Annotated in this window: 17 protein-coding genes; 8 read left to right on the forward strand and 9 right to left on the reverse strand. The window is 69.9% G+C overall.

The window, feature by feature from the left end; all coding sequences use genetic code 11:
• Positions 1-91: 91 nt before the first annotated feature.
• The 5 genes from AC07RV_RS10505 to AC07RV_RS10525 all read left to right on the forward strand — a co-directional run bounded on the left by AC07RV_RS10505 (position 92) and on the right by AC07RV_RS10525 (position 6,141).
• Positions 92-1,240 (forward strand): PilT/PilU family type 4a pilus ATPase, encoded by a 1,149-nt coding sequence (locus AC07RV_RS10505; protein WP_093341704.1) that lies wholly within the window; start codon positions 92-94, stop codon positions 1,238-1,240.
• 14 nt (positions 1,241-1,254) lie between these two features.
• Positions 1,255-2,433, forward strand: a complete 1,179-nt coding sequence (gene dapE, locus AC07RV_RS10510) for a succinyl-diaminopimelate desuccinylase (RefSeq protein WP_208507889.1) — start codon at positions 1,255-1,257, stop codon at positions 2,431-2,433.
• Positions 2,430-3,308 carry a 50S ribosomal protein L3 N(5)-glutamine methyltransferase gene (prmB, locus tag AC07RV_RS10515; protein WP_296787802.1) on the forward strand — a complete coding sequence of 293 codons (879 nt, stop codon included), beginning with the start codon at positions 2,430-2,432 and terminating at the stop codon, positions 3,306-3,308. Before dapE ends, prmB begins: the two co-directional genes overlap by 4 nt.
• A gap of 168 nt (positions 3,309-3,476) precedes the next feature.
• Positions 3,477-5,522, forward strand: a complete 2,046-nt coding sequence (locus AC07RV_RS10520) for an ABC-F family ATP-binding cassette domain-containing protein (RefSeq protein ID WP_296787800.1) — start codon at positions 3,477-3,479, stop codon at positions 5,520-5,522.
• A 115-nt stretch (positions 5,523-5,637) separates the two neighbouring features.
• Positions 5,638-6,141 carry a hypothetical protein gene (locus tag AC07RV_RS10525; protein WP_093341697.1) on the forward strand — a complete coding sequence of 168 codons (504 nt, stop codon included), beginning with the start codon at positions 5,638-5,640 and terminating at the stop codon, positions 6,139-6,141.
• Here AC07RV_RS10525 and AC07RV_RS10530 read toward each other — a convergent pair.
• Both AC07RV_RS10530 and AC07RV_RS10535 read right to left on the reverse strand, forming a co-directional pair.
• Entirely contained in the window at positions 6,074-6,325 is a 252-nt protein-coding gene (locus tag AC07RV_RS10530) for a hypothetical protein (RefSeq protein ID WP_492715348.1), read from the reverse strand. The two genes, AC07RV_RS10525 and AC07RV_RS10530, sit on opposite strands and share 68 nt — an antisense overlap.
• Before the next feature lie 3 nt (positions 6,326-6,328).
• A complete protein-coding gene (locus AC07RV_RS10535; RefSeq protein WP_296787798.1) occupies positions 6,329-6,733 on the reverse strand; it encodes a helix-turn-helix domain-containing protein in 405 nt (134 codons plus the stop codon).
• A 117-nt stretch (positions 6,734-6,850) separates the two neighbouring features.
• Between AC07RV_RS10535 and AC07RV_RS10540 the strand changes: the two genes are divergently transcribed.
• From AC07RV_RS10540 to AC07RV_RS10550, 3 genes are all read left to right on the forward strand, one after another.
• On the forward strand, positions 6,851-7,603 hold the full coding sequence (locus AC07RV_RS10540; RefSeq protein ID WP_492715350.1) for a S24 family peptidase: 753 nt from the start codon (positions 6,851-6,853) through the stop codon (positions 7,601-7,603).
• Positions 7,604-7,891: 288 nt separating this feature from the next.
• A complete protein-coding gene (locus AC07RV_RS10545; RefSeq protein ID WP_296787794.1) occupies positions 7,892-9,289 on the forward strand; it encodes an alkaline phosphatase PhoX in 1,398 nt (465 codons plus the stop codon).
• 127 nt (positions 9,290-9,416) lie between these two features.
• Positions 9,417-9,944, forward strand: a complete 528-nt coding sequence (locus AC07RV_RS10550; RefSeq protein ID WP_296787792.1) for a nucleoside 2-deoxyribosyltransferase — start codon at positions 9,417-9,419, stop codon at positions 9,942-9,944.
• Between the two features lies 1 nt (position 9,945).
• Here the strand turns inward: AC07RV_RS10550 and fliR are convergent, their stop codons facing one another.
• Genes fliR through AC07RV_RS10585 form a run of 7 tightly spaced genes read right to left on the reverse strand, consistent with a single transcriptional unit; the run spans position 9,946 to position 13,978 of the window.
• Positions 9,946-10,716 (reverse strand): flagellar biosynthetic protein FliR, encoded by a 771-nt coding sequence (fliR, locus tag AC07RV_RS10555; RefSeq protein ID WP_057591753.1) that lies wholly within the window; start codon positions 10,714-10,716, stop codon positions 9,946-9,948.
• Positions 10,717-10,735: 19 nt separating this feature from the next.
• On the reverse strand, positions 10,736-11,005 hold the full coding sequence (fliQ, locus tag AC07RV_RS10560; protein WP_057591754.1) for a flagellar biosynthesis protein FliQ: 270 nt from the start codon (positions 11,003-11,005) through the stop codon (positions 10,736-10,738).
• The gene (gene fliP / locus AC07RV_RS10565; protein WP_296787790.1) at positions 11,002-11,751 is read right to left on the reverse strand and encodes a flagellar type III secretion system pore protein FliP; all 750 of its coding nucleotides are present in this window, start codon (positions 11,749-11,751) and stop codon (positions 11,002-11,004) included. The genes fliQ and fliP overlap by 4 nt, the downstream gene beginning before the upstream one ends.
• Positions 11,732-12,028, reverse strand: a complete 297-nt coding sequence (locus tag AC07RV_RS10570; RefSeq protein WP_093341687.1) for a FliO/MopB family protein — start codon at positions 12,026-12,028, stop codon at positions 11,732-11,734. Before AC07RV_RS10570 ends, fliP begins: the two co-directional genes overlap by 20 nt.
• A 25-nt stretch (positions 12,029-12,053) precedes the next feature.
• Positions 12,054-12,419, reverse strand: a complete 366-nt coding sequence (gene fliN / locus AC07RV_RS10575; protein WP_093341686.1) for a flagellar motor switch protein FliN — start codon at positions 12,417-12,419, stop codon at positions 12,054-12,056.
• Complete coding sequence (fliM, locus tag AC07RV_RS10580) at positions 12,409-13,398, reverse strand: flagellar motor switch protein FliM (RefSeq protein WP_296787788.1); 990 nt, start codon at positions 13,396-13,398, stop codon at positions 12,409-12,411. Before fliM ends, fliN begins: the two co-directional genes overlap by 11 nt.
• A gap of 13 nt (positions 13,399-13,411) precedes the next feature.
• On the reverse strand, positions 13,412-13,978 hold the full coding sequence (locus AC07RV_RS10585; RefSeq protein ID WP_296787787.1) for a flagellar basal body-associated FliL family protein: 567 nt from the start codon (positions 13,976-13,978) through the stop codon (positions 13,412-13,414).
• Positions 13,979-14,022: the final 44 nt, after the last annotated feature.

Below are 14,022 nucleotides of genomic sequence, written 5' to 3' on the forward strand. Positions count from 1 at the left end.
CGAACGGCGGCCGAAGGGGGCCGCCTTTTTCCTGTCCCACCAAGAGTGCCACGACGGCACCGCCGAACGACCGAGGAGAAGGAGAGCGACGATGAACATGATGGAGCGGATTCTTCGGCTGATGGCCGAGCGCAAGGCCTCCGACATCTACCTGTCGGCGCACTCCCCGGTGCAGATCCGCATCAACGGCGTCTGCGTGCCGATCAATGCGCAGGTGCTGCCGCCGGCCGCGCCGCTCGCGCTGCTGGCCGAGGTGGTGCCGCCCGCGCGCATCCAGGAGCTCGAGGCCAACGGCGAGCTCAACATGGCGGTGGGCATCGAGGGCGCGGGCAACTTCCGCATCAGCGCGATGCGCCAGCGCGGCACCTACGCGGTGGTGGTGCGGCACATCGCCTCGGTCATCCCGGGCTTCGACGAGCTCAACCTGCCCGACATCCTGAAGACGCTCATCATGGAGAAGCGCGGGCTGATCCTGATGGTGGGCGCCACCGGCGCCGGCAAGACCACCACGCTGGCCTCGATGCTCGACTACCGCAACGAGCACGCCAGCGGCCACATCCTCACGGTCGAGGAACCGATCGAGTTCACCTACACCAACAAGCGCTCGCTGGTGAACCAGCGCGAGGTGGGCAGCGACACGCAGTCGCTGCAGACGGCGCTGAAGAACGCGCTGCGCCAGGCGCCCGACGTGATCCAGATCGGCGAGATCCGCGACCGCGAGACCATGACGGCGGCCATCGCCTATGCGCAGTCGGGCCACCTGTGCGTGGCCACGCTGCATGCCAACAACAGCTACCGCGCGCTCAACCGCGTGCTGAGCTTCTTCCCGGTCGAGGTGCGCCCCACGCTGCTGGGCGACCTGGGCTCGGCGCTGCGCGCCGTCGTCTCGCAGCGGCTGCTGCGAACGCCCCAGGGCGCGCGCGTGCCGGCGCTCGAGGTCATGCTCAACACCGCGCTGGTGGCCGAGCTGATCGAGAAAGGCGACTTCTCGGGCGTCAAGGAAGCGATGGAGAAATCCATGGCCGAAGGCTCGCAGACCTTCGAGGAAGACATCGCGCGCCTCGTGATCGAGGAGCGCATCACCCGCGAGGAAGGACTAGCGCATGCCGATTCGCCCACCAACCTCATGTGGCGCCTGCAGAACCGCCAGGCGCCCAAGCCCCAGGCCGACGAGCGGCACCTGACCGACCAGCTCGACGAGCCCACCTTCACCGACATCACGCTCGACGTGAAATTCTGAGAACCGCCCCCCCGATGTCCCGCACGCTCCAGCTCGCCGAACAACTGATCTCGCGCCCTTCCGTCACCCCCGACGACGCGGGCTGCCAACAGATCCTGGGCGAGCGGCTCGCGCGGCTGGGCTTCGCGCTCGAGACCATCGAGAGCGGTCCGGCGGACTTCCGGGTCACCAACCTGTGGGCGGTGCGCCGCCCGGCCGACGCCTCGGCCGCCACGAAGACGCTGGTGTTCGCGGGCCACACCGACGTGGTGCCCACCGGCCCCGTGGAGCAGTGGACCAGCCACCCGTTCACGCCCACGCACCGCGACGGCAAGCTCTATGGCCGCGGCGCCTGCGACATGAAGACCTCGGTGGCTGCCTTCGTGGTCTCGATCGAGGAATTCCTGCAGGCCGTGCCCGATCCGCGCCTGACGCTGGCGCTGCTGCTCACCAGCGACGAGGAAGGCCCGGGCGTCGACGGCACCGTGGTGGTGTGCAACGCGCTGGCCGCGCGCGGCGAGAAGCTCGACTACTGCATCGTCGGCGAGCCCACGGCCGTCGAGCGCTGCGGCGACATGATCAAGAACGGCCGCCGCGGCACCATGAGCGGCAAGCTCACGGTCAAGGGCGTGCAGGGCCACATCGCCTACCCGCACCTCGCGAAGAACCCGGTGCATGCGGTGGCGCCCGCGCTGGCCGAGCTGGTCGCGATCAACGCGGCCGGCGGCTGGGACGCCGGCAATGCCTGGTTCCAGCCCACGAGCTGGCAGATCAGCAACTTCCACGCGGGCACCGGCGCGAGCAACGTGATCCCGGGCAGCGCGGTGATCGACTTCAACTTCCGTTTCTCGACCGAGTCCACGCCGCAGGCGCTGCAGCAGCGCGTGCAGGCCGTGCTCGACGCGCATGGCGTCGACTGCACGCTGGCCTGGACCGTCGGCGGCCTGCCCTTCCTGACCACGCCGGGCGAACTGGTCGCGGCCGTGCAGGGCGCGATCCGCGACGAGACCGGCATCGAGACCGAGCTGTCGACCAGCGGCGGCACCAGCGACGCGCGCTTCATCGCCAAGGTCTGCCCGCAGGTGGTCGAGCTCGGCCCGGTGAATGCCAGCATCCACAAGATCGACGAGCACATCGAGGTGGCCGAGATCGAGACGCTGAAGAACATCTACCTGCGCACCCTGAAGCAGCTCGACGCTGCCCTCGCGGCATGAAGACCGTCATCGCGCTGATCGAAGCCGGCGCCGAGCAACTCGAACAGGCCGGCGTGGCCTTCGGCCATGGCACGGCCAATGCCTTCGACGAAGCGGCCTGGCTGGTGCTGTGGCGCCTCAAGCTGCCGCTCGACGAACTCGATGCCGTGGCCGACACGCCGGTGGCACCGGCCGACGCGGCCAAGGTCGAGGCGCTGGTCGCCGAGCGCATCGCGAGCCGCAAGCCCGCCGCCTACCTCACGAAGGAAGCCTGGCTGCAGGGCGTGTCCTTCTATGTCGACGAGCGCGCCATCGTGCCGCGCAGCTTCATCGCCGAGCTGATCGCCGACGGCTCCATCGACTACTGGCTCGGCGAGCACACGCAGCGCGTGCTCGACCTGTGCACCGGCAACGGCAGCCTCGCGGTGCTCGCCGCGCTGACCTATCCCGAGGTGAGGGTGGACGCCGCCGACCTGTCGGTGGCGGCGCTCGAGGTGGCCGCGATCAACGTCACGCGCCATGCGCTCGATGCGCGCGTGACGCTGATCGAATCCGACGGCCTCGCGGCCACGCCCGGCCCCTACGACCTGGTGCTGTGCAACCCGCCCTACGTCAACAGCCAAAGCATGTCCGCCCTGCCCGCCGAATACCGCGCCGAGCCCGAGCTGGCGCTGGCCGGCGGCACCGACGGCATGGATTTCGTGCGCCGGCTGTTCGCCGACGCGCCCGCGCGCATGAGCGAGCACGCGGTGCTGGTGCTGGAGATCGGCAACGAGCGCGAGCACTTCGAGGCGGCGTTTCCGCAGCTCGAGGTGGTGTGGCTCGAAACCTCGGCCGGCGACGACCAGGTGCTGCTCGCCACCCGCGCCGCGCTGGCGGCGCTCACGCCGCCATGAGGGCCGGCGCCGGCGTGCGTTAGCTGCGCTCGACCGCAACCCCTTCCACCTTCTTCTCGCAGCCATCGGCCGCGAATCCCGGTTTTCGGGCTGGTTTTCCGCGCCTTTGTCCCTTGTCGCCAAGACGCAAGGGCCGGGCGGGATAATCGCCCCCACGGTTCCTCTCTCATGATCACTCTCAAGAACGTCATTCTTCGCCGCAGCGCCAAGGTCCTGCTCGACGGCGCCACCGTCACCCTCAACCCCGGCGAGAAGGTCGGCCTGGTGGGCCGCAACGGCGCGGGCAAGTCCACCCTGTTCGCGCTGCTCAACGGCACCCTGCACGAGGACGGCGGCGATTTCTCCGTGCCCAAGCAGTGGCGCATGGCGCAGGTCGCGCAGAACATGCCCGAGACCGAGGAGTCGGCCACCGACTTCGTGGTCGGCGGCGACACCCGCCTGGTCGAGCTGCGCGAGGCGCTCGCGCTGGCCGAGACCGCGCACGAGGCCGATCCCGACGACGCCGACGCGGGCATGGCGCTCGCGCATGCCTACACCGACCTGGCCGATGCCGGCGAGCACGATGCCGTGCCGCGCGCGCAGGCGCTGATCCTGGGCCTGGGCTTCAAGGCGCACGAGCTCGACGCGCCGGTCAACAGCTTCTCGGGCGGCTGGCGCATGCGGCTGCAGCTCGCGCGCGCGCTGATGTGCCCGAGCGACCTGCTGCTGCTCGACGAACCCACCAACCACCTGGACCTCGACGCCCTGGTCTGGCTCGAAGCCTGGCTGCAGCGCTACGCTGGCACCATGATCGTCATCAGCCACGACCGCGAGTTCCTCGACGCCGTGACCGACGTGACCCTGCACATCGCCAATGCCCAGCTCACGCGCTACGGCGGCAACTACAGCAAGTTCGAGGACATGCGCGCGCTGCAGATGGAGCAGCAGCAGCAGGCCTTCACCAAGCAGCAGGACAAGATCGCCCACCTGCAGAAGTTCATCGACCGCTTCAAGGCCAAGGCCAGCAAGGCCAAGCAGGCCCAGAGCCGCGTGAAGGCGCTCGAGCGCATGGAACGCGTGGCGCCGCTGCTGGCCGAGGCCGACTTCAGCTTCGAGTTCAAGGAGCCGGGCAACATCCCGAACCCGATGCTGTCGATCAGCAACGCGAGCTTCGGCTACGAGATAGAGAACGAGGAGCCCAAGACCATCCTGCGCGGCGTCAACCGCTCGGTGCTCGCGGGCCAGCGCATCGGCATCCTGGGCGCCAACGGCCAGGGCAAGTCGACGCTGGTGAAGACCATCGCGCGCGAGATGGGCGCGCTGGCCGGCCAGGTCACCGAGGGCAAGGGCCTGAACATCGGCTACTTCGCGCAGCAGGAACTCGACGTGCTGCACCCCGAGAGCAACCCGCTCGAGCACATGGTGCGCATGGCGCGCGAACTCGGCAGCAGCGTGAAGGAAGCCACCGGCGAACAGGCGCTGCGCGGCTACCTCGGCAGCTTCAACTTCAGCGGCGACATGGTGAAGCAGCCCGTGGGCACCATGAGCGGCGGCGAGAAGGCGCGGCTGGTGCTCGCGATGATGGTCTGGCAACGGCCCAACCTGCTGCTGCTCGACGAGCCCACCAACCACCTGGACCTCGCCACGCGCGAGGCCCTGGCCGTGGCGCTCAACGAGTTCGAGGGCACGCTGATGCTCGTGAGCCACGACCGCGCGCTGCTGCGCTCGGTCTGCGACGAGTTCTGGCTCGTGGGCCGCGGCGTGGTCGGCGACTTCGACGGCGACCTCGACGACTATCAGCGCTACCTGCTCGACGAGGCCAAGCGGCTGCGCGAGGAGGCCAAGGTGGCGAACGCGGCGGCGGCATCGGCCGCGGCCCCTGCCCCGGCACCGGTGGCGGCGCCCGCGCCCGCGCCGGCACCGGCGCCCGTGTCGTCCGCCTCGTCGCCCGCGGCCTCGTCGCGCAACCCGCAGCAGCGCAAGCAGGACGCCCAGGAGCGCCAGCAGCGCAGCGAGCAGGCCAAGCCACTGAAGCGCGAGCTCTCGAAGATCGACGAGCGCATGGCCGCGGCCGGCACCGAGCGCAGCGCGCTCGAGGCCCGGCTGGCCGAGCCGCTGCCGCCGGCCGAGATCGCCGACGCCGGCAAGCGGCTCAAGGCGCTCAACGACGAGATCGGCCAGCTCGAGGAGCGCTGGCTCGCGCTGTCGGACCAGCTGGAAGCCCTGAGCGCGTGACGGGCCGGAGACGCCTGTAACGCCAGTAACGCCTGCAGGCCTTGAACCACCGCCCGGGCGGACCATCTATCGGAAGATCCCCATCCATCCGACGAACACCCGGGAGGTGCACCGCATGCCATCCGCCATCGAACTGGCCCAGGGCGACGAGAAGCTGATCGCCGCCATCCTGCGCAGCCGGCGCCTGCTCGGACGCAAGGCGCTGATGGCCGCGGCCGCCAGTGCCGTGCCGCTGCCGGGTGTCGACTGGATGGCCGATGCCGCCCTGCTCTCGCGGCTGGTGCCGCAGATCAGCGCCGAATTCGGGCTCTCGGTGACCCAGATCGACCGCCTCGGCACGCACCAGCGCGAGCGCGTGCAGAAGGCCGCCACCACCGTCGGCGCGCTGCTGGTCGGCCGGCTGGTCACGCGCGAGCTGCTGCTCAAGCTCGCGCGCCATGCCGGCATGCGGCTCACGGCCAAGCAGGCCACCAAGTACGTGCCGATCGCCGGGCAGGTGGTGTCGGCCGCCCTCGGCTATGCCGCGCTGCGCGCCCTGGGTGAACAGCACATCAAGGATTGCGTGCGCGTGCGCACCGCGCTCGCGCTGCCGCCCGCCGAAGCGCCCGCGTCCGCCTGAGCGATTCGCGGTCGGGCGTGGTCAGCGCCAGGGCCACGCCAACCGCCAGGCCGAAGCCGCCCAAGCCCAGCGCCAGCGTGTCGCCGGCCTGCAAGCCCACGCAGATCACGGCCACCGACACCAGCATCAGCAGCCCGCGCAGCGCGCCCTCGAACTCGAGGCCCGGCGCGGCTTCGCGGCGCATGGCTCAATCGCGGTGCATCGCGGGCCAGGGCAGCGGGCCGCGCGGGAAGGGCCGCAGCACCACCGGGGCCGCCGGTCGGCGGCGGGACGAGCTGCCCGACCTGGCCGGCGCCGGCGCCGGCGCGGACGCTGAGGCTGGGGTCGCGGGTGCCGATTCGGAGGCCGCGTTCTCGGCCGGCGCGCTGCGCGACAATGGCCGGCCCCGGCCCGGCCCTGGCGCCACCGGTCCTTCCTTAAGCTGCTGTTCGTAGGCGGCGAGCAGCGCGTCGTAGGTGCGCAGCATCACGTCGCGCTCGCCGTAGCGTCCGATCTTGCTGATGGTGGGTTGCGGAATGCCGGTCCGTTTCTGGATCTGCTTCTGCGTAAGTCCCATGGCGCGCAGCGCCAGTACGAGCTCTTGTGGCTTCATGGCTGACTCCCTTTCGCTTATTCTAGAGTCGATATAGAATATTCTCTCGGGATTAAATCTGCGGCTATGGAAGACTCCCTAGCCGCACGAGCACTGGCGGCTCGCCTCTACGCCGACATGACGCAAAGGGCAGCCGAGGACAAATCGGGGGTCCGGCAATCGGACATTTCGAAGATCGAACGCGGCGAGACCCTGCGCCCTTCGGGCTTGCTGCAGCTTGCTCTCGCCTATCGCTGCGATCCGGTGTGGCTGGCCACGGGCGGAGGGCGCGCCCCCTGGGAAGAGGCCGCCCTGCCGCGCTCGGCCAACATCACGGGCGAACCCGACGGCTCCTACCGCGTGACCCGCGTACCGCCGCCGATCCCTTTCTATCGCCCCGGCACGCCCGGTACCGTGCCGCTGATCAGTTGGGAACAGGCCGCCACCTGGACCGGCCCCACCATCCCCGAACCGCCACCGCCGGCTCCGCCCCCGTTGCCACTGAACGTGCGCGAGCTGCGCAAGGGCAAGCTGCCGCCCGCGCCGCCACCGCAACCGGTGCCGGCCGAGATGTGGATTCCCTGCGTGAGCCGCCACAGCGAGCTGGCCTATGCGCTGCGCGTGCGCGGAGACAGCATGACCGCGCCCAGCGGCCACCTGAAGAGCTATCCCGCCGACGCGATCATCTTCGTCGACCCGCAGCGCGTGCAGCCCATGGACGGCGAACGCATCATCGCGAGGCTCGACGCCAGCGGCGAAGTCACCTTCAAGGCCTTCAAGCAGGAGGACGGCCGGCGCTGGCTGCAGCCGCTCAATCCCGCGCACGAACCGATCCGGCTCGCGTTCACCGTGCTGGGCACGGTCATCGGCAAGTGGGAAGACGAGGACTGAGTCGAGCGCCGCGGCGAGAAGAATGAGCGCAGGATGAGCATCCCTCCAGGAATGCGAAACGGCGCCCGCGGTCAGGTTGCATGCAGGTTCGCGGAGCACATTAAGGGCTCTCCCTGTGACCTGTACCTCTGATCCTCCCTCCTCCGCAGGTCACCTTCCAGCCCGCCTCGTGCGGGCTGTTTTTTTTCCGCGACGCCTCGCGTCCAGCGTCATCGTTCTGCCATCGCACCCCCGAAGAATCGCGCCCGGTCCTCCCTGACCGCGACCTGACTTCACGATGCAAAGAACATGACAAAAGCCTTCCCCGCGATTCCCCTCGACCTGCCCCAGCGCCGCGCCTTCCTGCGCCAGAGCTTCGCCACCGCCGGTGCCGTCACGCTGCCCGCCTTCCTCGCCGCCTGCGGCGGTGGCGGCGACGGCGTGGCCTTCCCGCCGATCGGCGCCCTGCCGCCGAGCCCGCCGCCCGCGGGCGAGCCGCCCGCACCGCCGCCGGCACCGCCCGTGAAGAAGAGCCCGTTCGCCGAGTTCTCCGCGCTGCAGGCCGCCGACGCCAACGGCGTGATGCTGCCCAAGGGCTTCAGCTCGCGCATCGTCGCGCGCTCGGGCACCGCGGCCGCGGGCAGCTATGCATGGCACGGCGCGCCCGATGGCGGCGCGGTCTATCCGGGCCCCGACGGCGGCTGGATCTACCTGAGCAATTCGGAAGTCGGCAGCAAGAACGGCGGCGTCGGCGCGCTGCGCTTCGACAAGAACGGCGTGGTCGTCGATTCGTACGCGGTGCTCAAGAACACCTCCACCAACTGCGCCGGCGGCCCCACGCCCTGGGGCACCTGGCTCTCGTGCGAGGAACATTCGAGCGGCATGGTGTGGGAATGCGATCCCGCCAAGCCCTGGGTCGATGCCAACAGCGCGCCCAGCCTGCCCGCGCTCGGCCTCTATGCGCACGAAGCCGTTTGCGTGGACCCGGTCCACAAGACGCTCTACCTGACCGAGGACGCCTCGGGCGGCCGCGTCTACCGCTTCGTCTGCGACGCCAGCGACTGGCCCGAGGGCGCGGCGCGTCCCGCCATGAAGAGCGGCCGGCTCGAAGTGCTCAAGGTCAAGGGCATCGTGAACGACGTGGACCTCGCCGCGCCCGACTACGCCAAGCTCAAGGACTACGGCACGCCCCAGCCCGTGGAATGGCTCGACGTGATCAATCCCGAGAAGGCGCAGGCCGGCGTGCGCAGCGCCATGCGCACCGGCGGCCTCACGCCGCCCGGCGCCATCTTCACCAAGGCCGAGGGCATCTGGTTCTTCAACGGCATCGTCTATTTCGTGACCTCGTTCAATGCCCGCATCTGGGCCTACGACACGCTGAACCAGACGCTCGAGGTGATCTACGACGGCAAGGACAAGGACCCGGCCACGCATTCGATCGACGAGCCCGACAACCTGACGATCTCGGCGCTCGGCGACATCCTCGTGGCCGAGGACGCGGGAAACCTCGAGATCGGCGTGCTGCGCATCGAAGCCGGCACCTCCCAGCCGCTGATGCGCCTCGTGGGCCACGACGACAGCGAAGTCACCGGCCCCGCCCTCTCGCCCGACGGCACGCGCCTGTACTTCAGCTCGCAGCGCGGCACCAGCGGCTCGAGCAACGGCGGCATCACCTTCGAGATCACGCTGCCTTCGCCCGCCAAGTAAAGCGGCACGGCGCGCATTCCTGCGAGCAGTCTTGGCCCGGTTCGTCCGGGCTTTTTTTCGTCCGCGGCGATATGCCAGGGCGCATCGCCCTACGCACACGCGCGCCATGCCGCCGCATACTCGGCCCATGAACGCTCCTTCCGACCGCGTGCGGCGCGTCTACCTCGCCGGCCCCGATGTCTTCAGCGCCGATGCCACGGCGCGCCTGCAGCGCCTGGTCGAGGCCTGCGAGGCACGCGGCCTCGAGGCGCTGCCGCCGGCCGAGGACGCGAGCGGTCCGGCCACGCCGCCGGCCGAGGTCGCGCAGGCGATCTACGACACCAACATGGCGCTGCTGCGCCGCGCCTCGGGCGTGATCGCCGACCTGTCGCCGTTCCGCGGCACCGAGCCCGATTCGGGCACGGTGTTCGAGGTCGGGGTGGCGATCGCGCTGGGCCTGCCGGTGGTGGGCTATGGCATTCCCGAGGGCAGCTATGCGGCGCGCGTCGAATCCGCGCTGCCCACGCGGCGCGATGCCGACGGCACGCTGCGCGACGCCAGTGGCATGGCGGTCGAGGGCTTCGAGCTGCCGCTCAACCTGATGCTGGCCTGCTCGATCCGCATCGCGCGCACGGCCGAGGAAGCGCTCGACCTGTTGCAGCAGCGACTGGGCTGACTCAGCGGCCGCCCGCGGCGGTCGTGATCATGCGTTCCATCAGCGCGAGCAGCGGCTGCTCCATCATCGGCAGCACCAGCGCGATGCCGGCCAGCCCTGCGGTCAGCGTGACCGGGAAGCCGATGGCGTAGATGTTCATCTGCGGCGCCACGCGCGAGACGATGCCCAGCGTGAAGTTGACGAACAGCAGGAGACCGATCATCGGCAGCGCGATCCACATCGCGCTCGCGAACAGGTCGGTGCCCAGCTCGTGCATGCGCGTGCGCGCCAGCGCCTGCAGCAGGCTGCCGCCGACCGGGAAGGCCTCGAAGCTGCGGATCACCGCCATCAGCACCGTGAGGTGGCCGTTGATCACCACGAAGAACAGCACCGCGATATTGCCGAAGAAGCGCGACACGGCGCTGGTCTGGCCGCTGCTCACGGGATCGAAGAAGGAGGCGAAGTTCAGGCCCATCTGCAGCCCGACCAGCTCGCCCGCGAACTCCACCGCCGCGAACACCATGCGCACCGAGAAGCCGATCGCCATGCCGATGCCCACCTGCTGCACCAGCGTGCCGAGCATCGCGGCGTCGTTGAGGCCGATCATCGGCGGCGTGTCCAGCGTGGCCTGCGCGCACAGCGCGACCATGAAGGCCAGCCCGATGCGCGCGCGCACCGGAAAGGCACGCGAGGAGAAGACCGGTGCGGTGGTGAACACGCCCAGCACGCGCAGGAAGGGCCACAGCACGGGCGTGACCCAGGCCATGAGCTGGGCTTCGGTGAAGGTCAGCACGGAAAAAGAAGAAGGCGCGCTACAGCACCATCTGCGGAATCGACTCGATCACGCGGCGGATGTAGTCGACCAGCGTGGCGAGCATCCACGGCCCGGCCAGCGCGAACACCGCCACCGCCGCCACCAGCTTGGGCACGAAGGCCAGCGTGGCCTCGTTGATCTGCGTGATGGCCTGGAAGATGCTCACGACCAGGCCCACGACCAGCACCACCAGCAGCACGGGCAGCGAGACGGTCAGGAGCATGACCAGCGCCTCCTGCCCCATGGTCAGGACCATCTGGGCGTTCATGTGGCGAAGCTCGCGGCAAGCGAGCCGATCAACAGGTTCCAGCCGTCCGCGAGCACGAACAGCATGAGCTTGAACGGCAGCGCGACCAACACCGGCGACAGCATCATCATGCCGAGCGACATCAGCACGCTCGAGACCACGATGTCGATCACCAGGAACGGGATGAAGATCATGAAGCCGATCTGGAACGCCGACTTGAGCTCACTGGTGGCGAAGGCCGGGATCAGCACGCGCATCGGCGCGGTCTCGGCCTTGACGTCGGCCGGCAGCTTGGCCAGCCGCGCGAACAGCGCGAAGTCGCTCTGGCGCGTCTGCTTGAGCATGAACTGCCGCATCGGCGTCTCGGCGCGCTTGAGCGCCTCCTCGAAGCCGATCGCATTGGTGCTGTAGGGCTTGTAGGCCTCGTCGTAGACGCGGTCCAGCGTGGGGCCCATCACGAACACCGTGAGGAACAACGACAGGCCGATGATCACCTGATTGGGCGGCGCCGATTGCGTGCCCAGCGCCTGGCGCAGCAGCGACAGCACGATCACGATGCGCGTGAAGCCCGTCATCATCAGCACGATGGCCGGCAGGAACGACAGCGCGGTGAAGAACAGCAAGGTCTGCACCGGCACCGAGAAGCTGGTGCCGCCGCTGCCCGAGCCCACCAGCAGCGGCAGCTGGCCGCCGGCCTCCTGCGCGAAGGCGAATGCGGGCGCGAGCAGCGCGAGGGCCGCGAGGGCCTTAGCGCGGCAGTTGCGCATGCGGCACCTCGGAAGACGCGGCCGGCAGCGTGTGCAGGCAGGTGATCGACTGGCCGGTCACGCCCAGCACCAGCCAGGTCCGCGCGCCCTCGGGGCCGACCTCGACCGTCACCACGCGCTGCTGCGGCCCGACCGCCACCGCCGACAGCAGGCGCGAGGCGGAACCGCCCGCGCCGGCCGGACCGAGCCCGCGGCGCTGCTGCAGGCGGCGCAGCACGAAGGGCACGGCGCAGATCAGGCCGATGAAGACGACGATGGTGAGCAGGCTCTGCGTCATGAAGGCAAACGGAGGAAAAGCCGCCTCAGACCCGGTTGAGCCGGCGCAGCCGCTCGGCCGGCGCGACCACGTCGGTCAGCCGGATGCCGAACTTGTTGTTGACCACCACCACCTCGCCCTGGGCGACGAGGTAGCCGTTGACCAGCACGTCCATCGGCTCGCTCGCGAGCGTGTCGAGCTCCACGATCGAGCCCTGGCCGAGCTGCAGGATCTGCTTGATCGGCACCTTCTTGCGGCCCAGCTCCACCGAGAGCTGCACCGGGATGTCGAGCACGCGCTGGATGTCCTGCAGCGGCGCCGCGCCCGAAGCGGCGGCGCCCGCGGGCACTTCCTCGAGCGCCTCGGCCCAGCCGCCGGCCGCGTTGTCTGGGGTGGCTTGATCAGTGGACATGTGAACCTCCAAGCCAGTGCGGGTCGTCGCCGCGCAGGCATTCGTCGATGCGCAAGGCGTAGCGCGCGTTGTGGGTGCCGTAGTGGCAGATGAAGACGGGGGCGCCCTCGACCGAGGCCACCAGCTGCGGCAGGCGGTCGAACTGGATGAAGTCGCCGGGCTTCATGCTCATGAGCTGCGCCACCGTGACCTCGGGATGGGCCAGCTCGGCCACCAGCGTGACCTCGGCGGCCTGGATCTCGCGCGTGAGCATGGTCACCCAGCGCCGGTCCTCGGCCATCTCGCGCGCCTGCTGCGCGCCGTAGAGCACCGAGCGGATCGGCTCCAGCGAGGCGTACGGCAGGCAGACGTGGATGTGGCCCGTGACGCCCGCCACGCTGACCTTGATCAGGTTGACCAGCACCGTGTCGCCGGGCGCGGCCACGTCGACGAACTGCACGTGGGTCTCGGAGCGATCGGGCACCAGCTTGAGCGGGTACACGTCCTGCCAGGCGCTGTTGTAGGCATGGCAGATCGCGCCGAGCGCGCGCTGGATCACGCGCTGCTCGGTCGGCGAGAAGTCGCGGCCCTCGATCGGCGCATGCACCGTGCCCGAGCCGCCGTACAGCGCATCGACCAGCGCCGAGATCAGCGTGGCCTCGCAGACCACCAGCGCGCGGCCGCGCAGCGGCGGCATCGCCACGATGTTGAAGTTGGACGGCAGCGGCAAGGCGCCGAGGAAATCGGAGAAGCGCAGCAGCTGCACCGGCTCGATCGCGATGTCGGCGCTGCGGCTCACGAGCTGGAACAGGCCCTGGCGCAGGTTGCGCGCGAAACGGTCGTGCACCACGTCGAGCGTGGGCATGGGGCGGCGCACCAGCCGCTCCTCGCCGGCCGTGATGTCGTAGTCGCGCGCGGCCGCGTCGGCCATGCGCTCGGCGGTGTCGGTGGGGGCCGCCGCCTCGGGCGCGGGCTCGGTGTCCTGTTCGCTGCTGCTCATGGGCGCTTCGGGCTCACTGCACGATGAAGCTGGAGAACAGCACGCCGCGCACCGGGCCGTTCGCGCGCGGCTTGCGCGCACGCGGCGCCTCGTCGTCGACGGCGCGCGCCGCGTCGGGGTTGAGCACGCGCGTCACCTCGATCATCACGTCCTCGGCCAGCTTCTCCTTGCCGTCGCGCTTGAGCAGTTCCTCGGAGGTGCGCTGCGACACCAGCATCAGCATCCGGCTGCGCACCACGGGCATCAGCGTCTTCAGGCGCGCGGCGGTCTTCTCGTCCCGCACGTCGAGCGTCATGCCGATCTGCGCGACGCGCTCGCCGCCCGGGTCGGCCAGGTTCACGATCAGGTTCTCGAGCGCGAGGTAGGTGGCGTCCGCATGCTTGGCATCGGGCTCGGGTTCCGCATCGGCGGCGGCGGCCGGTGCCGCGGCGCCGGTCTTGTTGAGGAAGAACCAGGTACCGCCCGCGGCCGCGCCGCCAGCCAGCAGCACGGCGACGACGATGCCCAGGACGAGCTTCATCCGGCCCTTGGGCGGCGGCGCGGCGGTGGCCGTGGCGGAGTCGGCGGCTTTGGCGGACACGGTGGGTTTCCTTGGGGGCACGGACGGCGGCCATCGCCGTCCTC

This window comes from Variovorax sp. GW821-FHT09B01, assembly GCF_059418345.1.

Bases quoted from the DNA above. Each gene is read 5' to 3' on its own strand.
- AC07RV_RS10505 (WP_093341704.1), top strand. From the start codon at position 92: ATGAACATGATGGAGCGGATTCTTCGGCTGATGGCCGAGCGCAAGGCC.
- dapE (WP_208507889.1), top strand. From the start codon at position 1,255: ATGTCCCGCACGCTCCAGCTCGCCGAACAACTGATCTCGCGCCCTTCC.
- prmB (WP_296787802.1), top strand. From the start codon at position 2,430: ATGAAGACCGTCATCGCGCTGATCGAAGCCGGCGCCGAGCAACTCGAA.
- AC07RV_RS10520 (WP_296787800.1), top strand. From the start codon at position 3,477: ATGATCACTCTCAAGAACGTCATTCTTCGCCGCAGCGCCAAGGTCCTG.
- AC07RV_RS10525 (WP_093341697.1), top strand. From the start codon at position 5,638: ATGCCATCCGCCATCGAACTGGCCCAGGGCGACGAGAAGCTGATCGCC.
- AC07RV_RS10530 (WP_492715348.1), bottom strand. From the start codon at position 6,325: ATGCGCCGCGAAGCCGCGCCGGGCCTCGAGTTCGAGGGCGCGCTGCGC.
- AC07RV_RS10535 (WP_296787798.1), bottom strand. From the start codon at position 6,733: ATGAAGCCACAAGAGCTCGTACTGGCGCTGCGCGCCATGGGACTTACG.
- AC07RV_RS10540 (WP_492715350.1), top strand. From the start codon at position 6,851: ATGACGCAAAGGGCAGCCGAGGACAAATCGGGGGTCCGGCAATCGGAC.
- AC07RV_RS10545 (WP_296787794.1), top strand. From the start codon at position 7,892: ATGACAAAAGCCTTCCCCGCGATTCCCCTCGACCTGCCCCAGCGCCGC.
- AC07RV_RS10550 (WP_296787792.1), top strand. From the start codon at position 9,417: ATGAACGCTCCTTCCGACCGCGTGCGGCGCGTCTACCTCGCCGGCCCC.
- fliQ (WP_057591754.1), bottom strand. From the start codon at position 11,005: ATGAACGCCCAGATGGTCCTGACCATGGGGCAGGAGGCGCTGGTCATG.
- fliP (WP_296787790.1), bottom strand. From the start codon at position 11,751: ATGCGCAACTGCCGCGCTAAGGCCCTCGCGGCCCTCGCGCTGCTCGCG.
- AC07RV_RS10570 (WP_093341687.1), bottom strand. From the start codon at position 12,028: ATGACGCAGAGCCTGCTCACCATCGTCGTCTTCATCGGCCTGATCTGC.
- fliN (WP_093341686.1), bottom strand. From the start codon at position 12,419: ATGTCCACTGATCAAGCCACCCCAGACAACGCGGCCGGCGGCTGGGCC.
- fliM (WP_296787788.1), bottom strand. From the start codon at position 13,398: ATGAGCAGCAGCGAACAGGACACCGAGCCCGCGCCCGAGGCGGCGGCC.